Raw genomic sequence first — 17,560 nt, 5'->3', positions numbered from 1 at the left:
AGTTTACTCGCTTTCGACAGCTTCGCTTACCACTTTACGGAAGATAGCGCACAGTGGATCTAAATCACCCATCGCTCCGGCCTGGTTCGCCGCGCTCCAGCGTTCAGGAGCGATACCGCGCCAGTCCAGAATATAGCCAGCGTGCAGCGCAAGCTGCTCAAAAAAGATGCGCTGTGCGATGCCATTGCCGAGGCGGAATGGATGCAGCACATTGATCTCACAGTAGTAGTGCGCAAGTCGTTCGATAAACGCATCCGCAGACAGGCCGCACAACCACTCTTCTTCTTCCAGTTGCTGCATCAGCGCGTTGCCCTCTTTTTCGATGTATTCGAAATGGCAAAAACGCGTATCGCCCTCGTAGATGTCTACTTCCCGAAACTTCCCGGCCCAGTCGAACACATCCTGATAAAGGTGATGATGAATAGCGCAAAGATGCGGAAGCCCGCGTGCCAGCGGCCCCAGTCCAAGCGTCGCTGCACGTAATGCCGTCAGCTCATAAGCAGCTTGTTCAAGGCGCTGCGCCTGGCGGATACCCAGTAAGTTGCGCATCACATTCAGGCCTGGATAGAGGTAAGGATCGCGGCCATCGCCAAATTTATCGCTCATAGTGCCTCCGGAGTTCTGCAAGTCGGATGTTGGCTTCTTCGGCGGTGAGCGTCACCAGCGCGCTGTCAACGCCTTCCAGTCGTCGGCTGGCCTGAAAGTTAACATTGCGCTGCTGCTCCCAGAGACGGGATTTTTGCCTGTCGGTGAGTTTTTTCGGCATAGCGCCTCCCTGTTGGCACATGTAGTTGCCCAAATTATAAGCAGCAATTTAACGTTACGCAGGGAAGCGAACTAAGCACGGGCGAAAAACCCGTGCGAAGGGGGTGTTACGGCAGCACTTTTGCGGAAAGGATAACAACCGGTTTTGACGGGACATTCTGGTACGGACCAACATCGTGCGTGGGCACCTGAGAAATTTTATCCGCCACATCCATCCCTTTCACAACTTTACCGAATACCGCATAGCCGAAATCACGTTGGCCGTGGTCGAGGAAAGCGTTATCCGCAACGTTGATGAAGAACTGGCTGGTCGCGCTGTCTTTATCCGCAGTGCGCGCCATTGCAATGGTACCGCGCGTGTTACGCAGACCGTTGTCAGCTTCGTTTTTGATCGGCGGGTTAGGCTGTTTCTGCTGCATCTGCTCGTTGAAACCACCGCCCTGCACCATGAACCCCGGGATCACACGATGAAACGTCGTGTTGTTGTAGAAACCGTTGTTAACGTAATCAAGGAAGTTTTTCACCGACACAGGGGCTTTCTGGTTGTTCAGCTCCAGTTCGATATTACCTGCGGAGGTGGTGAGCAGAACATGGGGGTCGCCTTTTGCCGCCAGCGCAACAGGGGAAAGAGCAGAAAGGGCAAACACAGCCACAACAGCCGCCAGAGTCGATTTAACCATAGGGTTTCCTTAACGAAGTGCAGTAAAGAAAGCGAGTGGCTTGATTCTAAAGAGCAGTCAGCCAGCAGGCCAGCCTTTTACTTAATTTTACGTATTTGGAAACATATGTAACGTCAGGTCGCTCACAACCGCAAGAATACGGCCTGACGCCGCAGGTTATCGTGTGTGATAACGGCTGAACTGCACCTCTTCACCGCCGCTGTCCATCTTCACCCAACTTTGCGCAGGCTGCGTACTGGCAATCACTCGCCCCTGGCGAATAGACCATCTCACCGGCACCTGGCAACGCACAGCATCAAATCCGCTTTCCACCGGCAAAATAATCATATTGGCCGGGTTGCCGGGGACGATACCGTACTGTGTCAGACCGAAAGTTCTGGCGCTGTTATGGGTGATTAAACGCAGCCCTTGATCAATTTGCTGATAGCCCATCAGCTGGCAGACATGCAGCCCCATATGCAGCACCTGCAACATATTGCCCGTACCAAGCGGATACCAGGGATCAAACACATCATCATGACCAAAGCAGACGTTGATGTCCGCCGCCAGCAGCTCTTTCACGCGCGTGATGCCCCGACGTTTCGGATAATCATCAAAACGCCCTTGCAGATGAATATTTACCAGTGGATTGGCGACGAAGTTAATGCCGGAAAGCTTCAGCAGGCGGAACAGCCGCGAGGTGTAAGCACCGTTATAAGAGTGCATGGCGGTGGTATGACTGGCCGTCACACCCGGGCCAATCCCCATTTTCAGCGCCAGTGCAGCCACCGTCTCAACAAAACGCGACTGTTCGTCATCGATTTCATCACAGTGAATATCCAGCGGGCGGTCGTATTTTTGCGCCAGTTCAAAGGCAATGTGCAGCGATTCCACGCCGTACTCGCGGGTAAACTCAAAATGCGGGATCGCGCCGACAACATCGGCGCCCAGACGTAACGCCTCTTCCAGCAACTCCGCACCATTGGGGTAAGAGAGAATGCCTTCCTGTGGAAACGCAACAATCTGCAAATCGATCCACGGCGCGACCTCCGCTTTCACTTCCAGCATCGCTTTCAGCGCAGTCAGGGAGGGATCGGAGACATCAACATGGGTGCGCACATGCTGCACGCCATTAGCCATTTGCCACTTCAGCGTCTGCCAGGCGCGTGCTTTCACATCCTCATGGCTAAGCAACGCCTTGCGTTCCGCCCAGCGTTCAATCCCCTCAAACAGCGTACCGGACTGGTTCCAGTTCGGCTCACCGGCAGTTTGCGTAGTATCAAGGTGGATATGCGGTTCGATAAAAGGTGGCAGCGCCAGGCCGCCGCGGGCATTCAGTACTTCGAGGCTATCGCTGTGCGTTGCGCCCATCGGCGTAATTTCGCCAAAGCGCCCTTGTTCGATGGCGATTTGCCAAAGCCCTTCGCGATCGGGTAAATGCACATTCTGAACCAACCAAAGCGGTGTTGCCGACATAGCATGCCTCCGTGTTTTCATCAGATATCTTGTATCAGAGACTCGAGCAAAAACCCGCTTTTTTTTGCACACATTTAACGCAAACCATAAAAGCCATTGATATCCACAACTTATAAAAACTAAGAAAAATCAATAAGCTACTCATTAAGTGGTAGGCGAAGATGTATTTGATGCACATCAATAAGTGGGGGGGCTGAATCGTTAAGGTAGGAGGTAATAGAAAAGAAATCGAGGCAAAAATGAGCAAAGTCAAACTCGCTATTATCGGTAACGGCATGGTCGGCCACCGTTTTATTGAGGATCTCCTCGATAAAACCGACGCCGCTCAGTTCGATATTACTGTCTTTTGTGAAGAGCCGCGTAAAGCCTACGACCGCGTCCATCTCTCTTCCTATTTTTCTCATCATACCGCCGAAGAGTTGTCGCTGGTTCGCGAAGGCTTTTACGAAAAACACGGTGTGAAAGTTCTGGTAGGCGAACGCGCCATCACTATCAATCGGCAGGAAAAAGTGATTCACTCCAGCGCCGGGCGCACGGTCTATTACGACAAGCTGATCATGGCGACCGGCTCCTATCCGTGGATCCCACCGATCAAAGGTTCCGAAACGCAGGACTGCTTCGTCTACCGCACCATTGAAGATTTAAACGCTATTGAAGCCTGCGCGCGTCGTAGCCGTCGTGGTGCCGTGGTCGGCGGCGGTCTGCTGGGCCTGGAAGCTGCTGGCGCGCTGAAAAACCTCGGCGTCGAAACGCATGTGATCGAATTCGCCCCGATGCTGATGGCCGAGCAGCTCGATCAGATGGGCGGCGAACAGCTGAAGCGTAAAATTGAAAGCATGGGCGTGCGCGTTCACACCAGCAAAAACACCAAAGAGATCGTGCAGGAAGGCAGAGAAGCGCGCAAAACCATGCGCTTTGCCGACGGCAGCGAGCTGGAAGTGGACTTTATCGTCTTCTCAACCGGTATTCGCCCGCGCGACAAGCTGGCGACTCAGTGCGGCCTGGAAGTGGCGCAACGTGGCGGTATCGTGATCAACGATAACTGCCAGACCTCCGATCCGAACATCTACGCCATCGGTGAATGCGCCAACTGGAATAACCGCGTGTATGGCCTGGTCGCGCCGGGTTATAAAATGGCGCAGGTCGCTGTAGATCATATTCTGGGTACGCAAAACGCCTTTGAAGGCGCGGATCTCAGCGCCAAACTGAAGTTGCTCGGTGTCGATGTGGGCGGTATCGGCGATGCGCATGGCCGTACGCCGGGTGCCCGCAGCTATGTTTATCTCGACGAAAGCAAAGAGGTCTACAAACGCCTGATCGTCAGCCCGGATAACAAAACCCTGCTCGGCGCGGTGCTGGTGGGCGACACCAGCGATTTCGGCAACCTGCTGCAACTGGTGCTTAACGCCATCGAACTGCCAGAAAATCCGGATGCGCTGATCCTGCCTGCACATGCCAGCAGCGGCAAACCGTCAATCGGTGTCGATAAGCTGCCGGACAGCGCGCAAATCTGCTCCTGTTTCGACGTGTCCAAAGGCGCTCTGATCGCCGCCATCAATAAAGGCTGTCATACCGTTGCTGCGCTGAAAGCTGAAACCAAAGCCGGTACCGGCTGCGGCGGTTGTATCCCGCTGGTGACGCAAGTGCTGAACGCCGAGCTGGCAAAACAGGGTATCGAGGTCACCAACAATCTGTGCGAGCACTTTGCCTACTCGCGCCAGGAGCTGTATCACCTGATCCGTGTGGAAGGGATTAAATCCTTCGACGAGCTGCTGGCGAAATACGGTAAAGGCTACGGCTGCGAAGTATGTAAACCGACCATTGGTTCGCTGCTCGCTTCCTGCTGGAACGAGTACATCCTGAAACCGCAACATACGCCATTGCAGGACACCAACGACAACTTCCTCGCCAATATCCAGAAAGACGGTACGTATTCGGTGATCCCGCGTTCCGCAGGCGGCGAAATCACACCGGAAGGGTTGATGGAAGTGGGCCGTATCGCCCGTGAGTTCAACCTGTATACCAAAATCACCGGTTCACAGCGTATCGGCCTGTTCGGCGCGCAAAAAGACGATCTGCCGGAAATCTGGCGTCAGCTTATTGACGCCGGTTTCGAAACGGGCCACGCGTACGCTAAAGCATTACGTATGGCGAAAACCTGCGTCGGCTCCACCTGGTGCCGCTACGGCGTTGGCGACAGCGTTGGCTTTGGCGTCGAACTGGAGAATCGCTACAAAGGCATCCGTACGCCGCACAAAATGAAATTCGGCGTTTCCGGTTGTACCCGCGAGTGTGCGGAAGCCCAGGGGAAAGATGTCGGTATCATTGCCACCGAAAAGGGCTGGAACTTGTATGTTTGCGGTAACGGCGGTATGAAACCACGCCATGCGGATCTGCTGGCTGCCGATCTCGACCGCGAAACCCTGCTGCACTACCTTGATCGCTTTATGATGTTTTACATCCGCACCGCTGACAAGTTGACCCGTACCGCCTCCTGGCTGGAAAGCATGGAAGGCGGCATTGAGTACCTGAAAAGCGTGATTATCGACGACAAGCTGGGCTTTGACGCGCAACTGGAAGAAGAGATGACCCGCCTGCGTGAAGCGGTAATTTGCGAATGGACAGAAACCGTGAACACACCTGCCGCCCAGACGCGCTTCAAACACTTTATCAACAGCGATCGCCGCGACCCGAATGTGCAAGTGGTGCCGGAACGCGAACAACATCGCCCGGCAACGCCCTATGAACGTATTCCGGTCGTATTAGTGGAGGAAAACGCATGAGCCAGTGGAACACTATCTGCAAAATCGATGACATTGTGCCTGCCACCGGTGTTTGCGCGCTGGTAAACGGCAAACAAGTCGCCGTTTTCCGCCCGCGCCATGACGATCAGGTTTTTGCCATCAGCAATATCGATCCCTTCTTTGAAGCCAGTGTGCTCTCTCGTGGGATTATCGCCGAACATCAGGGCGATCTGTGGGTGGCAAGCCCGCTGAAAAAACAGCGCTTCCGTCTGCGTGATGGCCTGTGTATGGAGGATGAAAGCCGTTCTGTCGCGCATTTCGACGCGCGAGTCAAAGAAGGTGAAGTCCAGATCAAAGCCTGACTCTCCAGCGGGAGCGCAACGCTCCCGCTCCTTCAAGATTCCCTTAACTTCCGCAGTTCTCTTGCTGGTATGCTACGTCGAACAACAACAATACCGAGGTAATGTCGTGGATCATTTGCCCATTTTCTGTCAATTACGCGATCGCGCATGCCTGCTGGTTGGCGGCGGCGATGTCGCCGAACGCAAAGCCCGGCTGCTGATGGACGCAGGCGCCCGGCTGACCGTTAACGCTCTCGCGTTTACGCCACAGTTTACCGTCTGGGCGGCAGAAGGCATGCTGACGCTGGCGGAAGGCGCATTCGAAGAGACGCTGCTTGATGATTGCTGGCTGGCGATCGCCGCCACGGACAACGAAGCCGTTAACCAGCAGGTCAGCACTGCGGCTGAAGCGCGCCGCATCTTCTGTAATGTGGTCGATGCTCCCACGCAGGCGAGTTTTATCATGCCGTCAATTATTGACCGCTCACCGCTAATGGTGGCCGTCTCCTCCGGCGGTACTTCGCCGGTACTGGCACGCTTGCTGCGTGAGAAGCTGGAATCGCTGCTACCGCAACATCTCGGCCATGTTGCACACTTTGCTGGCAAGCTACGCGGTCGTGTAAAGCGCCAGTTCGCCAGCGTCGGTGAACGCCGCCGTTTCTGGGAAAAACTGTTTGTTAACGATCGGCTGGCGCAATCTCTGGCGAACCAGAACACTCCAGCGGTAGAAAAAATCACCGAACAGCTGCTGGCCGAGCCGCTGGATAACCGCGGCGAAGTTGTGCTGGTGGGTGCGGGCCCTGGCGATGCCGGATTACTGACGTTGAAAGGTTTGCAGCAGATCCAGCAAGCCGATGTGGTGGTCTACGATCGTTTGGTTTCGGATGAGATCATGAACCTGGTGCGCCGCGACGCCGATCGTGTCTTTGTCGGTAAACGCGCAGGTTATCACTGTGTACCGCAGGAAGAGATCAACCAGATCCTGCTGCGAGAAGCGAAGCAGGGCAAACGCGTTGTGCGTCTGAAGGGCGGCGATCCGTTTATTTTCGGCCGCGGCGGCGAAGAGCTGGAAACCTTGTGCCATGCAGGAATTCCCTTCTCCGTTGTACCGGGGATTACCGCAGCCTCCGGCTGTTCGGCCTATTCAGGCATTCCCCTGACGCACCGCGATTATGCACAAAGCGTACGGCTGGTAACGGGGCATCTGAAAACCGGCAGCGAGCTGGACTGGGCCAACCTGGCGGCAGAAAAACAGACACTGGTGTTTTATATGGGCTTAAATCAGGCCACCACCATTCAGGCTCAATTGATTGCACACGGCATGCAGGCCGATATGCCGGTTGCGCTGGTGGAAAACGGCACCTCGGTGCAGCAGTGTGTGGTGAGCGGTGATTTATCGCAACTCGGCGAACTGGCGCAGCAGGTGGAAAGCCCGGCGCTGATTATTGTGGGTCGCGTCGTGGCGCTACGCGATAAACTGAAATGGTTTTGAAATAAATTGCCGGATGGCGGCTTCGCTCATCCGGCAATCATCAATTACGGTTTGGCGACAAAGCCAATCGCTTCGTAGACTTTTTTCAGCGTTTCAGAGGCGCGTGCACTGGCTTTCTCAGCCCCCTCTTTCATCACCTGCTGCAGGAAGGCTTCGTCATTGCGGTAGCGATGATAACGCTCCTGCAACTCGGTCAGCATACCGGAAACCGCTTCCGCCACTTCGCCTTTCAGATGTCCATACATTTTGCCTTCGAAGTGCTGTTCCAGCTCCGGAATGCTCTGGCCGGTAACGGCGGAGAGAATATCCAGCAGGTTGGAAACGCCCGCTTTGTTGGCGATATCATAACGCACAACCGGCGGCTCGTCGGAATCGGTCACCGCGCGTTTGATTTTCTTCACCACGGATTTCGGATCTTCCAGCAGGCCAATCACGTTATTACGGTTATCGTCCGACTTGGACATCTTCTTCGTGGGTTCCAGCAGCGACATCACGCGCGCACCGGATTTCGGAATGAACGGCTCCGGCACTTTAAAGATATCGCCGTAGATCGCGTTAAAACGCTGGGCGATATCGCGGCTCAGTTCCAGATGCTGCTTCTGATCTTCCCCAACCGGCACCTGATTGGTCTGGTACAGCAAAATATCTGCCGCCATCAGTACCGGATAATCAAACAGACCGGCGTTGATGTTTTCCGCATAGCGAGCGGATTTGTCTTTGAACTGCGTCATACGGCTCAGCTCACCAAAATAGGTGTAGCAGTTCAGCGCCCAGCCCAACTGGGCATGTTCAGTCACATGCGACTGAACGAAAATGGTACTTTTCTGCGGATCAATACCACAGGCCAGATACAGCGCCAGCGTATCCAGCGTCGCTTTACGCAGCGCCTGCGGGTCCTGACGCACGGTAATCGCGTGCTGGTCAACGATGCAATAGATACAGTGGTAGTCGTCCTGCATGTTTACCCACTGACGCAGCGCACCCATATAGTTGCCAATGGTTAGTTCACCTGAGGGCTGTGCGCCACTAAAGACGATGGGCTTAGTCATGTTTCATTTCCTGATGTTCAATATGCGAAAGCCCAAATGCGGGCAGTAAGTCCTTAAAGTGATCAAATACGAGATCTGGTTCGCTCAGGGTGATCGCTTCGCCGTAGTTATAACCGTAAGTCAGGCCCACAGAAACGCTGCCTGCCGCTTTCGCAGCCAGGATATCGTTACGCGAATCACCCACGAAAAGTAGCTCGTGAGGCTGAATATTGAGCTTTTTACACACCAGAAGCAACGGTTCCGGGTGCGGCTTTTTGTTCACCACATCGTCGCCGCCGACGACAAAAGAGAAGAATTGTGCGATATCAAGCGCTTCCAGCAGCGGAGCGACAAACGGCGTCGGTTTGTTGGTCACCAGCGCCAGCGGCAGACCTTGAGCGTGCAGTGCAGCCAGGGTGTCTGCCACGTCCGGGAACAGGAAACTGCCCTCTTCCACCGTATCTTCGTAATAGCGGTTAAACAGCTTACGCAGCATGCGAATCTGCTCTTCCTGCGGAACATGCTCTTCAATGTCTGGCTTGCCCTGCGCCGCACGCTGGATAGCACGTTCCTGGCGCGACCAGTTGAATGCTCGCTCCATCAGCACATCCGCGCCGTTACCAATCCAGGTCACCACGCGCGCTTCGCCGGCCTGGGGGAGTTCCAGCGCATACAACGCGCTGTCTACGGCGGCCGTCAAACCCGGCGCGCTATCCACCAGCGTACCATCCAGATCGAAAGCCACACCTTGAATCGACTGCAATTTATCCATGACTTACCTTCGCCAGTTCGCTACGCATTTCATCAATAACCTGTTTGTAATCCGGCTTATCAAAAATCGCCGACCCCGCCACGAACATATCCGCACCAGCAGCGGCAATCTCGCCGATATTGCTGGCTTTAACCCCGCCATCAACTTCCAGACGAATATCAAAACCGGAAGCATCAATGCGGCGGCGAACTTCGCGCAGTTTATCCAGCGTATGCGGAATAAAGGATTGACCACCAAAACCGGGGTTCACCGACATCAGCAGGATCACATCCAGCTTGTCCATTACATAATCCAGGTAGCTCAGCGGCGTCGCCGGGTTAAACACCAGCCCCGCTTTACAACCCTGCTCTTTGATCAGTTGCAGCGTGCGGTCAACATGCTCGGAAGCTTCAGGATGAAATGTAATGATGCTCGCACCCGCGGCGGCGAAATCCGGCACCAGACGGTCAACCGGTTTCACCATCAAATGCACGTCGATAGGTGCGGTGATGCCGTAGTTGCGCAGCGCTTTAAGCACCATAGGCCCGATAGTCAGGTTCGGTACGTAATGGTTGTCCATTACATCGAAGTGGACAACGTCGCCACCAGCGGCCAGCGCGTTGGCAGTGTCTTCACCCAGGCGAGCAAAGTCAGCCGATAAAATCGAAGGGGCAATCAAATACTGTTTCATCCGCATCTCCTTGAGAAAATAGGGCCTGGCAACGCGGCGAAAGCGAGTTAAGGTGTCGCCGGGCGATAGAGCGCCAGCAATTCATCCACCTTTTTACGTGTGCCGCCGTTACTGCTGATACTGCGGCGCACTTTCACCACATGCAATTTTGCCTGATGATACCACTCACGCGTCAACGCGGTGTCGTGGTTGGAAATCAATACTGGGATCCGGTTCTGCACCAGGTTCTCGGCAATGGTGGCCAGGTGCGCCTGCTGCTCCAGACTGAAGCTGTTTGTATGGTACGCCGTAAAGTTTGCCGTTGCAGAAAGCGGGGCATAAGGCGGATCGCAGTAGACGACTGAATTCTCGTCAGCGCGCGCCATGCTGTCGGCGTAGGATTCGCAGTAAAAAAAGGCATTCTGCGCTTTTTCCGCGAAGTGATACAACTCCGCTTCCGGAAAATAGGGTTTTTTATAGCGACCGAACGGCACATTAAATTCGCCGCGCAGATTATAACGGCACAGGCCGTTATAACCATGCCGGTTGAGGTACAAAAACAGCAACGCGCGCCGGAACGGATCCTGGCACTGGTTAAATTCCTCGCGCAACTGATAGTAAATCACCGACTGATTCGTCGCAGGCATGAACAATTCCCGCGCATACTGAACGTATTCATCAGGGCGGTCTTTGACGATGTTATAGAGGCTAATCAAATCGCTGTTGATATCAGCGAGGATATAGCGGGAGAACGAGGTGTTAAGAAACACCGAACCCGCGCCGACGAACGGCTCGATCAGGCATTCACCCTCTGGCAGATGCCTTCCGATATCGTCCAGCAGGGGGTATTTCCCCCCTGCCCATTTCAAAAAAGCGCGATTCTTTTTCATGCTGACTGATTACTTACACTCTCTCCGGCTGTGGAGAAAGCTCCGACAGCATCCTGCGCTTTAAACATTACTTCAGATCGGCCTGAACCTGATGCAGCGGCTTAGCCCACGGGTTTTTCGCCTGGACATCAGCGGGAAGCGTAGCAACTGCGCGTTTTGCATCATCTTTTGATGCATATACGCCGCTTACCAGCACATACCACGGCTGGCCGTTACGCGTAGTCTGATAAACCACGAAGTTTTTCAGATTTTCTTTCTTCGCCCACGAATTCAGGTTGCTGTAATTCGAGGAACTGCTCAGTTGCAGCGTGTAGTGGCTGCCCGGAGCCGATTTCAGCGCGCCAACATTCCCGGTTGAGACTGCGCTGCTTGCAGCGGGTGCAGTAGCCTGCGCGGCGGCTTTCGGCTGTTGTACCGGCGCAGCAGTCGCAGCAGTTGTCGTTGTCGCCGGTGCTTTCACCGGAGCGGTTACCGCAGTTTCAGTGCGTTTTGGCGGCTGGGCAACCGGTTTTGACTCGGCTTTCGCGACCGGCGCTTTAACGACCGGTTTCGGCTCAATCACCATCTGTTTACGCTCAGGACGCGTTGCCGCCGAATGACTTTCTGCCGTCTGCCGTGCGTTGCCGTTATGTACCGGTGCTACCGTTGCAGGTTCTGTTGGCAACGTGGAGCTTACCGCATTGTCAATCTGCGCCTGGCTTTGCGGCTGCGACAGCGCGGTGTTCAGATCGCCCTGAACTTCCACACGCTGCTGGCCCGCAGGCGTTGCAGGCGATTCACCCTGAGATGGTGTCGAGGAGATCGGCGGTAAGGTAACATCCTGCGGCGCAGGCGCATTGCCAGCAGGTTGCTGGACAGGCGATGTACCGGCGGCGGGCTGTGCGTTATTCGCCTGGTTAGCGGCGGCGGAGCTGTCCGCACTGCCATTGTTACCGGAGAGATCGATATTCTTCTCTGCCGGAGCATTCTGTTCATTGGCCGTGGAGGGCGCAGGGGATTTCAACGCGGAACCGATACCGATAATGAGCAATAACAGAACCAGAACGCCAATGCCCATCATCATGTACTGGCGCGAAGCAGGTTTCGCGGCAGCCGCTTTCTTACGCTTGCGCGGACGACGTTCTTCACGCTCTTCGTCCAGAGCTTCATCTTCTTCGTCGTAGCCCTCTTCTTCGCGCTCATCACGCGCCCGGCGGGTACGCGAAGGACGGCGGTCGTCGGCATCGAGATCAATATCATCGAAATTGATCTGCGGTTCATCGACACGATCGGAAGATTGACGAGAACGACCAGTACGACGATCGCTGGGATCGGTTTTCAGCTCGTCTTCTGGTTTGTATTCATCCATTTAACACCCCACACAAAGGCGTATGCCACGACATGCATAGCGCCCGAAGTTAAACGTCACGCAACAGGTGACCAGACCTTTCTAATAGTTACGCCTGCTGACAATCAGCAATAGCGCCAAGTACTACGTCGTGCGACACTCCGCCGCGAACTTCACTCTTCCCTATGGCCAACGGGAGCACTAAGCGCATTTCCCCCGCCAGCACTTTTTTATCGCGCATCATATGTGGCAGATAGGCTTCCGCCGCCATTTCATGCGGCCCCTGAACTGGCAGGCCAGCACGTTTGAGCAGCGTTTTGATACGCTGCGTGTCTGCTTTGCTGAACTGGCCCAGACGCTCAGAAGCATGTGCCGCCATCACCATGCCAGCTGCAACAGCTTCGCCGTGCAGCCAGTTACCGTAGCCCATTTCTGCTTCGATAGCATGGCCGAAGGTATGCCCCAGATTCAGTAAAGCACGTAAGCCGGTTTCCCGCTCATCGGCAGCAACAACTTCGGCTTTCAGCTCACAACAACGCCGAATACAGTATGCCATCGCCGGGCCGTCGAGACGCAAAAGCGCATCCATATTCTGTTCCAGCCAGTCAAAGAACTCACCGTCAAGAATAATGCCGTATTTGATCACTTCCGCGAGACCGGAGGAGAGTTCACGGGCGGGAAGGGTTGCGAGGCAATCAAGGTCAACAACGACAGACGCTGGCTGGTAGAATGCGCCGATCATGTTTTTGCCAAGGGGGTGGTTTACCGCCGTTTTACCGCCAACGGAGGAATCAACCTGAGACAGAAGCGTGGTTGGAACCTGAATAAAGCGTACGCCGCGCTGATAGCTGGCCGCTGCAAAACCGGTTAAATCACCGATTACGCCGCCTCCCAGCGCAACCAGCGTCGTGTCACGCCCGTGCGGTTTTTGCAACAAAGCAGTAAATACGGTATCCATCACCGCCAGGCTTTTGTATTGCTCGCCGTCGGGAAGAATCACGCTATCGACCTTCACGCCAGCCTGTTCAAGAACGTGGCGAACCTTATCAAGATAGAGCGGAGCCAGTGTTTCATTAGTGACCAGCATGACCTGATCACCAGACTTCAGGGGCGAGAAGGAAGCTGGATCGTTAAACAAACCAGCCGCGATGGTGATAGGGTAACTACGTTCCCCAAGAGTGACTGTGATCCTCTCCATGACGCGACATCCACCTTAGTTGCTTAAACCCGCAGGCCTGTGTATTAAGCCAGAATTAGTTGCTTTCCAGCATATGGATAATCTGGTTTGCGACCACTTTAGCGCTCTGGTCGTCGGTGCGAATGGTCACGTCTGCAATCTCTTCGTACAGAGGATTGCGTTCGTCAGCCAGTGCTTCCAGTACTTCACGCGGCGGCGCGTCCACTTGCAGAAGCGGGCGTTTTTTATCACGTTGAGTGCGAGCCAATTGCTTTTCGATAGTGGTTTCCAGATACACCACTACGCCACGGGCGGAGAGACGATTACGGGTTTCGCGAGATTTCACAGAACCACCGCCAGTCGCCAGAACGATGCCCTGTTTTTCCGTCAGCTCATTGATGATTTTTTCTTCGCGATCGCGGAAGCCTTCTTCACCTTCAACATCGAAGACCCAGCCCACATCAGCTCCGGTTCGTTTCTCAATCTCTTGATCAGAATCGTAAAATTCCATATTGAGTTGTTGAGCTAACTGACGCCCAATAGTGCTTTTGCCGGCACCCATAGGCCCAACCAGAAAGATATTGCGTTTCTCTGCCATTTTTTCGGTACTACTAAGACTATTCGTTGATGATAAACCCGCTTCACAGATACCCAGCGTAGCAGGACATGAACTGAAACCTCATATGCGATAGTGCGAGAGTCAGATCGAAAATTATCTCAGTACTCCGGCTTGTTTGGCAACTGAATAAACACGTTATCCTTCACGCTGCTTGCTATACGACGGAGACCACTGACGCTCAAATCGGTACTCCTTGTAAGCTAAATCATCTCTCACGTCAAACACCTGAACCAAGTTCCGAAGAAAAAGGGGGATTACGGCAGGTTTAATGTACCGCCGCCAACCTTGGGGTAATAAATACGACCAGTTCTCGCCGTTCGCTATCCTTCCCATCCTGACGAAACAGCTGACCAATGCCAGGCAGAGACCCAAGCCCCGGAATTTGGTTTTTATTCGTGGTGCGCTTTTGCGAAAAAATTCCGCCAAGCGCCAACGTGTCACCGCTTTTCACCTCCACCAGCGTTTCAATTTCCTGTTTATCAATCGCCAGGGCTTCGCCTCCGGACTGTTGCAGCACCTGACCAGGCATATTCTGACTGATACGCAGCTTCAGACGAACGCGTTTATCAGGCAGCACAGTTGGCGTCACTTCCATCCCCAGCACAGCCTCGCGAAATTCGACCGAGGTATTATTTTCGCCGTTGGCGACCTGATAAGGAATTTCGCTCCCCTGTTTGATGCTGGCAGGCTGCCGGTGTGAAGCCAGCAGACGTGGGCTGGCGATGATCTCCAACTGCTGCTTTTGCTCCAGCGCGGAAAGCTCCAGATCGAGCAAGCGGGCATTAATACTGCCGATATTGAACCCCACGCGCGTACTGGCATCGGGAACGGAGAGATCCGCAGATAGCGCGTTTATCTGCCCACGCGCTGTTTCGGCGCTCTGCGCCAGACCCCATTTCACACCCAGCTCGCGCAGGCTTTTTTCATTGATGGTCACAATATGCGCCGCCAGCTCAACCTGCTCGACCGGTAAATCCATTTGCGCCACCCATTTTTCGAGTGTTGCCAGCCCCTCTTTATTATCCCGGATCAGCAGGCGGTTAAGCCGCGAGTCCACGGTTATTGCGCCTTGCGGGCTAAGCAGTTTTCCGCCCGCTTTTGCCAGTTCTTCGGCGTCCGCATAACGCAACACGATGCTGCGCGTTTGCAGCGGGGCATTCTGTTTTTGTCGGGCCTGCCGGGCATCCTGTTCCGCCTGTTTTTGTTGCTGCCACGACGCGGAGTGAACCTGCCAGATTGTCCCCTTCTGACTGAGCGTTAATCCGGCACTTTCCACCACGGTTTGCAATGCCTGCCGCCAGGGAACATCGGTTAAATGCAGCGACAACGTGCCACTGACATCTTTCTGGATCACCAGATTTTGCTTTTCAATCGCGGCCAGCGTCTGTAGCACCTGTACAACCGGCACATCATCGACGGTCAGCGTGACGAGCTGCGTTGTCGCTGTGCTGACGTAAGGCAGGGCGAAGAGCATGAGGCCCGTTATCCATTTTTTCATTCTGAGTTCCTTCTCGTTTCCAGCGCCACTGCGCCGGGATGCAATCTTTACCCGTGGAAATTTGCAGCTCATCCACGGTGACAGAAACAACGAGCCAGCCCGTTGGCAGCAACTCGCCAGCAGCGACCCGATGCCAGCGTTCACCGGCATCACGCAATATGCCCACCGCATGCTTGCCCTGAATCATGCCGCGAAACTGCCATTGGTTCAGTTGGGTAAGCTGGCAGGTATCCGGCGGCGGCTGGAAGGGGTCGCGCATACCGCTCAGCAACAGGCATAACGCACAGGCAAAAACCACGCGTTCAACGATCATCGTCATGCTCCAGTTGCAGGGTAAAACGCAACAAATCAGCGCCCACTGCCAGCGAAAATGCCGGAACCTGCATGTCGCAACTGGCAAGGCGCGCAAAAGTTTCCGTCACCGGTTCCCAGCGAGTTTCCAGTACTAACTCCCCCCCATTTTTTCCGGGTTGCCAGCGGATGAGTTGCCTGTTGGTCTCCTGAAAATCCAGAGGACTAAAAGGCTGCGCTGCGGGTAAGGGCGCACTTTCTGTCGGCGGGAATAATGCACGTAGCGTGCGCCACTGAGCCTGTAATGCGGCCTGTTGACCGCTTTGCTGAATATTTAACTGCGCCTGTGCCGCACTAAGCGGGGAAATGGCTAACCACCACACCAAAAGCAAGCCGCAAAAAACGCTCAGCAGCCAGCATGCCGTACGTTGCCACGGCGATAATGCAAACCAGAAATCAGCGTTCAGGGACATCCCTGTTCTCCTTATTAAGCTGGTAGTGGAATTGCCAGCGCCCCTGCGCATCCCGTTCCATTGCGCCGGTTTGTTGTAACTGAAACCCCGCGATGTTGCGCAATTGCTGTTCAAGCACACCTAACGCCCGAACCGAGCTGGCAAGGCCTGATAGCGTCAACTGGTTTTGCTGCCAGCGCAGTTGCGTCAGCCAGGCATTCTGCGGAAGATTTGCGGCCAGGCTAAGCAAGCGTGGCTGCCAGGCCTGCGTATCCTGCCGCCGCTGTCTGCGAACCTGCGCCTTGCGCCACGCGTCTTGCCGTGCCAGCAAAGTTTTTTCACCCGCCTTCAGCGAGGCCAGCAGTGCGGCATCGGCTTGCTGCCAAAGAACCCGCACGTGAAGATTGGCGGCTACCGATGCTCGCCATAGCAAGCCAACACCACCTGTCAGCAGGAGGCTGGCGATAAAAACGCTCGTCCAGAGACGCACGCTGCGTCGCCGCCGGTATTGCCGCCAGGGCAGAAAATTCACGCCAGCCATCAATATCCCCTGGCGACGGCCAGCCCGAGAGCGACAGCATAGCGATCGCCTGCTGTCGGCAACGGCGGCTGACGCGAAGGTACAGCACTCCAGCAATCAAAGCCGCCGGGTAAATCACTGCACTGCACAACTTCATCAGCAGGCAACCCCAGCACGCTGGCTAACTGAACAGCGCTATCGGCGTCCTCCTGCGCACGCCGACCCCAGCTCTCTTTCGTTGCCCATAACCATTGCCGTTCGTCGCGCCACACCAGGCAACGGGCAGGAGGCGCGAGCCAGGGCAGCAAAGCCTGCAATGCACTGGCATCGGGCGTAATAGAAGAGAGATGTAGTGAGAGGGTCTGCGCCATATCGAGCAGCACCGCCACGTCTTTATTCTGCGCTGCGGTCACGCCATAGGTTTTTCCCGGCTCATCCTCCGTAAAATCAAAGCAGAGCTCGTTTTCCGCCATTTCCAGTTCGCGCGCCATAGCCTGTGATACCCAGCGATTAAGCGCCTCTTCACGCAATGCAATAGCCGGACGTGGTAGCTTTTTTTGTAGGGTTTGTACGGCGGGAAAAGCCAGTCGAACACAGTGCCGTTGTGGTAAAGATTGTCGCCAGGGACGCAGCGCGGCAAGAAGCGGCTCGGGTGTTTTAATACGCCCCTGAACAATCGTTCCGGCAGGTAAAGGAAAGTGCCACCAGCGGCGTAAAGCCTGACCGCCACGTGCGGCGGCAAGCGCCACAATAAAGATTCCATCTTGTTGAATATGCAGCCCAATTTGCCAGTGCCTGAATGCCATAAGTTACGATCTCCTTATCGTCTGCGGGGATGACGCTATATCAATGCATCAGGC

Annotated in this window: 19 protein-coding genes; 3 read left to right on the top strand and 16 right to left on the bottom strand. The window is 54.9% G+C overall.

Features of this window, described 5'->3' with window-relative positions; all coding sequences use genetic code 11:
- Positions 1-3: 3 nt before the first annotated feature.
- The 4 genes from CWM66_RS14925 to CWM66_RS14910 all read right to left on the bottom strand — a co-directional run bounded on the left by CWM66_RS14925 (position 4) and on the right by CWM66_RS14910 (position 2,900).
- Positions 4-606 carry a putative adenosine monophosphate-protein transferase Fic gene (locus CWM66_RS14925; RefSeq protein ID WP_035888966.1) on the bottom strand — a complete coding sequence of 201 codons (603 nt, stop codon included), beginning with the start codon at positions 604-606 and terminating at the stop codon, positions 4-6.
- Complete coding sequence (locus CWM66_RS14920; protein ID WP_007369766.1) at positions 596-766, bottom strand: YhfG family protein; 171 nt, start codon at positions 764-766, stop codon at positions 596-598. The genes CWM66_RS14925 and CWM66_RS14920 overlap by 11 nt, the downstream gene beginning before the upstream one ends.
- A gap of 106 nt (positions 767-872) precedes the next feature.
- A complete protein-coding gene (gene ppiA, locus CWM66_RS14915) occupies positions 873-1,445 on the bottom strand; it encodes a peptidylprolyl isomerase A (RefSeq protein WP_007369765.1) in 573 nt (190 codons plus the stop codon).
- A gap of 156 nt (positions 1,446-1,601) precedes the next feature.
- Positions 1,602-2,900 carry a cytosine deaminase gene (locus CWM66_RS14910; RefSeq protein ID WP_107146842.1) on the bottom strand — a complete coding sequence of 433 codons (1,299 nt, stop codon included), beginning with the start codon at positions 2,898-2,900 and terminating at the stop codon, positions 1,602-1,604.
- Between the two features lie 239 nt (positions 2,901-3,139).
- Here CWM66_RS14910 and nirB point away from each other — a divergent pair, with 239 nt between their 5' ends.
- From nirB to cysG, 3 genes are all read left to right on the top strand, one after another.
- Positions 3,140-5,683: a nitrite reductase large subunit NirB gene (gene nirB, locus CWM66_RS14900; protein ID WP_035888964.1), complete on the top strand. Its 2,544-nt coding sequence runs from the start codon at positions 3,140-3,142 to the stop codon at positions 5,681-5,683.
- Entirely contained in the window at positions 5,680-6,006 is a 327-nt protein-coding gene (nirD, locus tag CWM66_RS14895; RefSeq protein WP_007369761.1) for a nitrite reductase small subunit NirD, read from the top strand. Before nirB ends, nirD begins: the two co-directional genes overlap by 4 nt.
- 106 nt (positions 6,007-6,112) lie before the next feature.
- Positions 6,113-7,477 carry a siroheme synthase CysG gene (gene cysG, locus CWM66_RS14890; RefSeq protein WP_107146841.1) on the top strand — a complete coding sequence of 455 codons (1,365 nt, stop codon included), beginning with the start codon at positions 6,113-6,115 and terminating at the stop codon, positions 7,475-7,477.
- Between the two features lie 44 nt (positions 7,478-7,521).
- Here the strand turns inward: cysG and trpS are convergent, their stop codons facing one another.
- The 12 genes from trpS to CWM66_RS14825 form a co-directional block, all read right to left on the bottom strand.
- The gene (gene trpS / locus CWM66_RS14885) at positions 7,522-8,526 is read right to left on the bottom strand and encodes a tryptophan--tRNA ligase (RefSeq protein WP_007369759.1); all 1,005 of its coding nucleotides are present in this window, start codon (positions 8,524-8,526) and stop codon (positions 7,522-7,524) included.
- A complete protein-coding gene (gene gph, locus CWM66_RS14880; protein ID WP_035888963.1) occupies positions 8,519-9,277 on the bottom strand; it encodes a phosphoglycolate phosphatase in 759 nt (252 codons plus the stop codon). Before gph ends, trpS begins: the two co-directional genes overlap by 8 nt.
- Complete coding sequence (gene rpe / locus CWM66_RS14875; RefSeq protein ID WP_007369757.1) at positions 9,270-9,947, bottom strand: ribulose-phosphate 3-epimerase; 678 nt, start codon at positions 9,945-9,947, stop codon at positions 9,270-9,272. Before rpe ends, gph begins: the two co-directional genes overlap by 8 nt.
- A gap of 47 nt (positions 9,948-9,994) precedes the next feature.
- Positions 9,995-10,816: an adenine-specific DNA-methyltransferase gene (gene dam / locus CWM66_RS14870; protein WP_007369756.1), complete on the bottom strand. Its 822-nt coding sequence runs from the start codon at positions 10,814-10,816 to the stop codon at positions 9,995-9,997.
- Between the two features lie 67 nt (positions 10,817-10,883).
- Positions 10,884-12,164 carry a cell division protein DamX gene (gene damX, locus CWM66_RS14865; protein ID WP_007369755.1) on the bottom strand — a complete coding sequence of 427 codons (1,281 nt, stop codon included), beginning with the start codon at positions 12,162-12,164 and terminating at the stop codon, positions 10,884-10,886.
- Between the two features lie 88 nt (positions 12,165-12,252).
- The gene (gene aroB / locus CWM66_RS14860) at positions 12,253-13,341 is read right to left on the bottom strand and encodes a 3-dehydroquinate synthase (RefSeq protein ID WP_035888962.1); all 1,089 of its coding nucleotides are present in this window, start codon (positions 13,339-13,341) and stop codon (positions 12,253-12,255) included.
- A gap of 55 nt (positions 13,342-13,396) precedes the next feature.
- On the bottom strand, positions 13,397-13,918 hold the full coding sequence (gene aroK, locus CWM66_RS14855) for a shikimate kinase AroK (RefSeq protein WP_002920267.1): 522 nt from the start codon (positions 13,916-13,918) through the stop codon (positions 13,397-13,399).
- A gap of 286 nt (positions 13,919-14,204) precedes the next feature.
- Positions 14,205-15,437, bottom strand: coding sequence for a DNA uptake porin HofQ (gene hofQ, locus CWM66_RS14845; protein ID WP_072000403.1), 1,233 nt, complete (start codon positions 15,435-15,437; stop codon positions 14,205-14,207).
- Positions 15,349-15,750: a HofP DNA utilization family protein gene (locus CWM66_RS14840; protein ID WP_035888958.1), complete on the bottom strand. Its 402-nt coding sequence runs from the start codon at positions 15,748-15,750 to the stop codon at positions 15,349-15,351. Before CWM66_RS14840 ends, hofQ begins: the two co-directional genes overlap by 89 nt.
- Positions 15,740-16,201, bottom strand: coding sequence for a hypothetical protein (locus tag CWM66_RS14835; protein WP_035888957.1), 462 nt, complete (start codon positions 16,199-16,201; stop codon positions 15,740-15,742). The genes CWM66_RS14840 and CWM66_RS14835 overlap by 11 nt, the downstream gene beginning before the upstream one ends.
- The gene (locus tag CWM66_RS14830; RefSeq protein WP_035888955.1) at positions 16,185-16,721 is read right to left on the bottom strand and encodes a PilN domain-containing protein; all 537 of its coding nucleotides are present in this window, start codon (positions 16,719-16,721) and stop codon (positions 16,185-16,187) included. Before CWM66_RS14830 ends, CWM66_RS14835 begins: the two co-directional genes overlap by 17 nt.
- Entirely contained in the window at positions 16,721-17,506 is a 786-nt protein-coding gene (locus tag CWM66_RS14825) for a hypothetical protein (protein WP_007369749.1), read from the bottom strand. Before CWM66_RS14825 ends, CWM66_RS14830 begins: the two co-directional genes overlap by 1 nt.
- Positions 17,507-17,560 lie beyond the last annotated feature (54 nt).

It is taken from the genome of Kosakonia sp. H7A (assembly GCF_003028445.1).
Classification (GTDB): domain Bacteria; phylum Pseudomonadota; class Gammaproteobacteria; order Enterobacterales; family Enterobacteriaceae; genus Kosakonia; species Kosakonia radicincitans.
This window is presented reverse-complemented; position numbering and strand designations above follow the sequence as displayed.

Coding starts and splice junctions, on each gene's coding strand:
- dam (WP_007369756.1), bottom strand. CDS start 10,816: ATGAAAAAGAATCGCGCTTTTTTGAAATGGGCAGGGGGGAAATACCCC.
- nirD (WP_007369761.1), top strand. CDS start 5,680: ATGAGCCAGTGGAACACTATCTGCAAAATCGATGACATTGTGCCTGCC.
- damX (WP_007369755.1), bottom strand. CDS start 12,164: ATGGATGAATACAAACCAGAAGACGAGCTGAAAACCGATCCCAGCGAT.
- CWM66_RS14830 (WP_035888955.1), bottom strand. CDS start 16,721: ATGGCTGGCGTGAATTTTCTGCCCTGGCGGCAATACCGGCGGCGACGC.
- CWM66_RS14835 (WP_035888957.1), bottom strand. CDS start 16,201: ATGTCCCTGAACGCTGATTTCTGGTTTGCATTATCGCCGTGGCAACGT.
- gph (WP_035888963.1), bottom strand. CDS start 9,277: ATGGATAAATTGCAGTCGATTCAAGGTGTGGCTTTCGATCTGGATGGT.
- trpS (WP_007369759.1), bottom strand. CDS start 8,526: ATGACTAAGCCCATCGTCTTTAGTGGCGCACAGCCCTCAGGTGAACTA.
- CWM66_RS14910 (WP_107146842.1), bottom strand. CDS start 2,900: ATGTCGGCAACACCGCTTTGGTTGGTTCAGAATGTGCATTTACCCGAT.
- nirB (WP_035888964.1), top strand. CDS start 3,140: ATGAGCAAAGTCAAACTCGCTATTATCGGTAACGGCATGGTCGGCCAC.
- CWM66_RS14840 (WP_035888958.1), bottom strand. CDS start 15,750: ATGATCGTTGAACGCGTGGTTTTTGCCTGTGCGTTATGCCTGTTGCTG.
- rpe (WP_007369757.1), bottom strand. CDS start 9,947: ATGAAACAGTATTTGATTGCCCCTTCGATTTTATCGGCTGACTTTGCT.
- CWM66_RS14920 (WP_007369766.1), bottom strand. CDS start 766: ATGCCGAAAAAACTCACCGACAGGCAAAAATCCCGTCTCTGGGAGCAG.
- aroK (WP_002920267.1), bottom strand. CDS start 13,918: ATGGCAGAGAAACGCAATATCTTTCTGGTTGGGCCTATGGGTGCCGGC.
- ppiA (WP_007369765.1), bottom strand. CDS start 1,445: ATGGTTAAATCGACTCTGGCGGCTGTTGTGGCTGTGTTTGCCCTTTCT.
- aroB (WP_035888962.1), bottom strand. CDS start 13,341: ATGGAGAGGATCACAGTCACTCTTGGGGAACGTAGTTACCCTATCACC.
- CWM66_RS14925 (WP_035888966.1), bottom strand. CDS start 606: ATGAGCGATAAATTTGGCGATGGCCGCGATCCTTACCTCTATCCAGGC.
- CWM66_RS14825 (WP_007369749.1), bottom strand. CDS start 17,506: ATGGCATTCAGGCACTGGCAAATTGGGCTGCATATTCAACAAGATGGA.
- hofQ (WP_072000403.1), bottom strand. CDS start 15,437: ATGAAAAAATGGATAACGGGCCTCATGCTCTTCGCCCTGCCTTACGTC.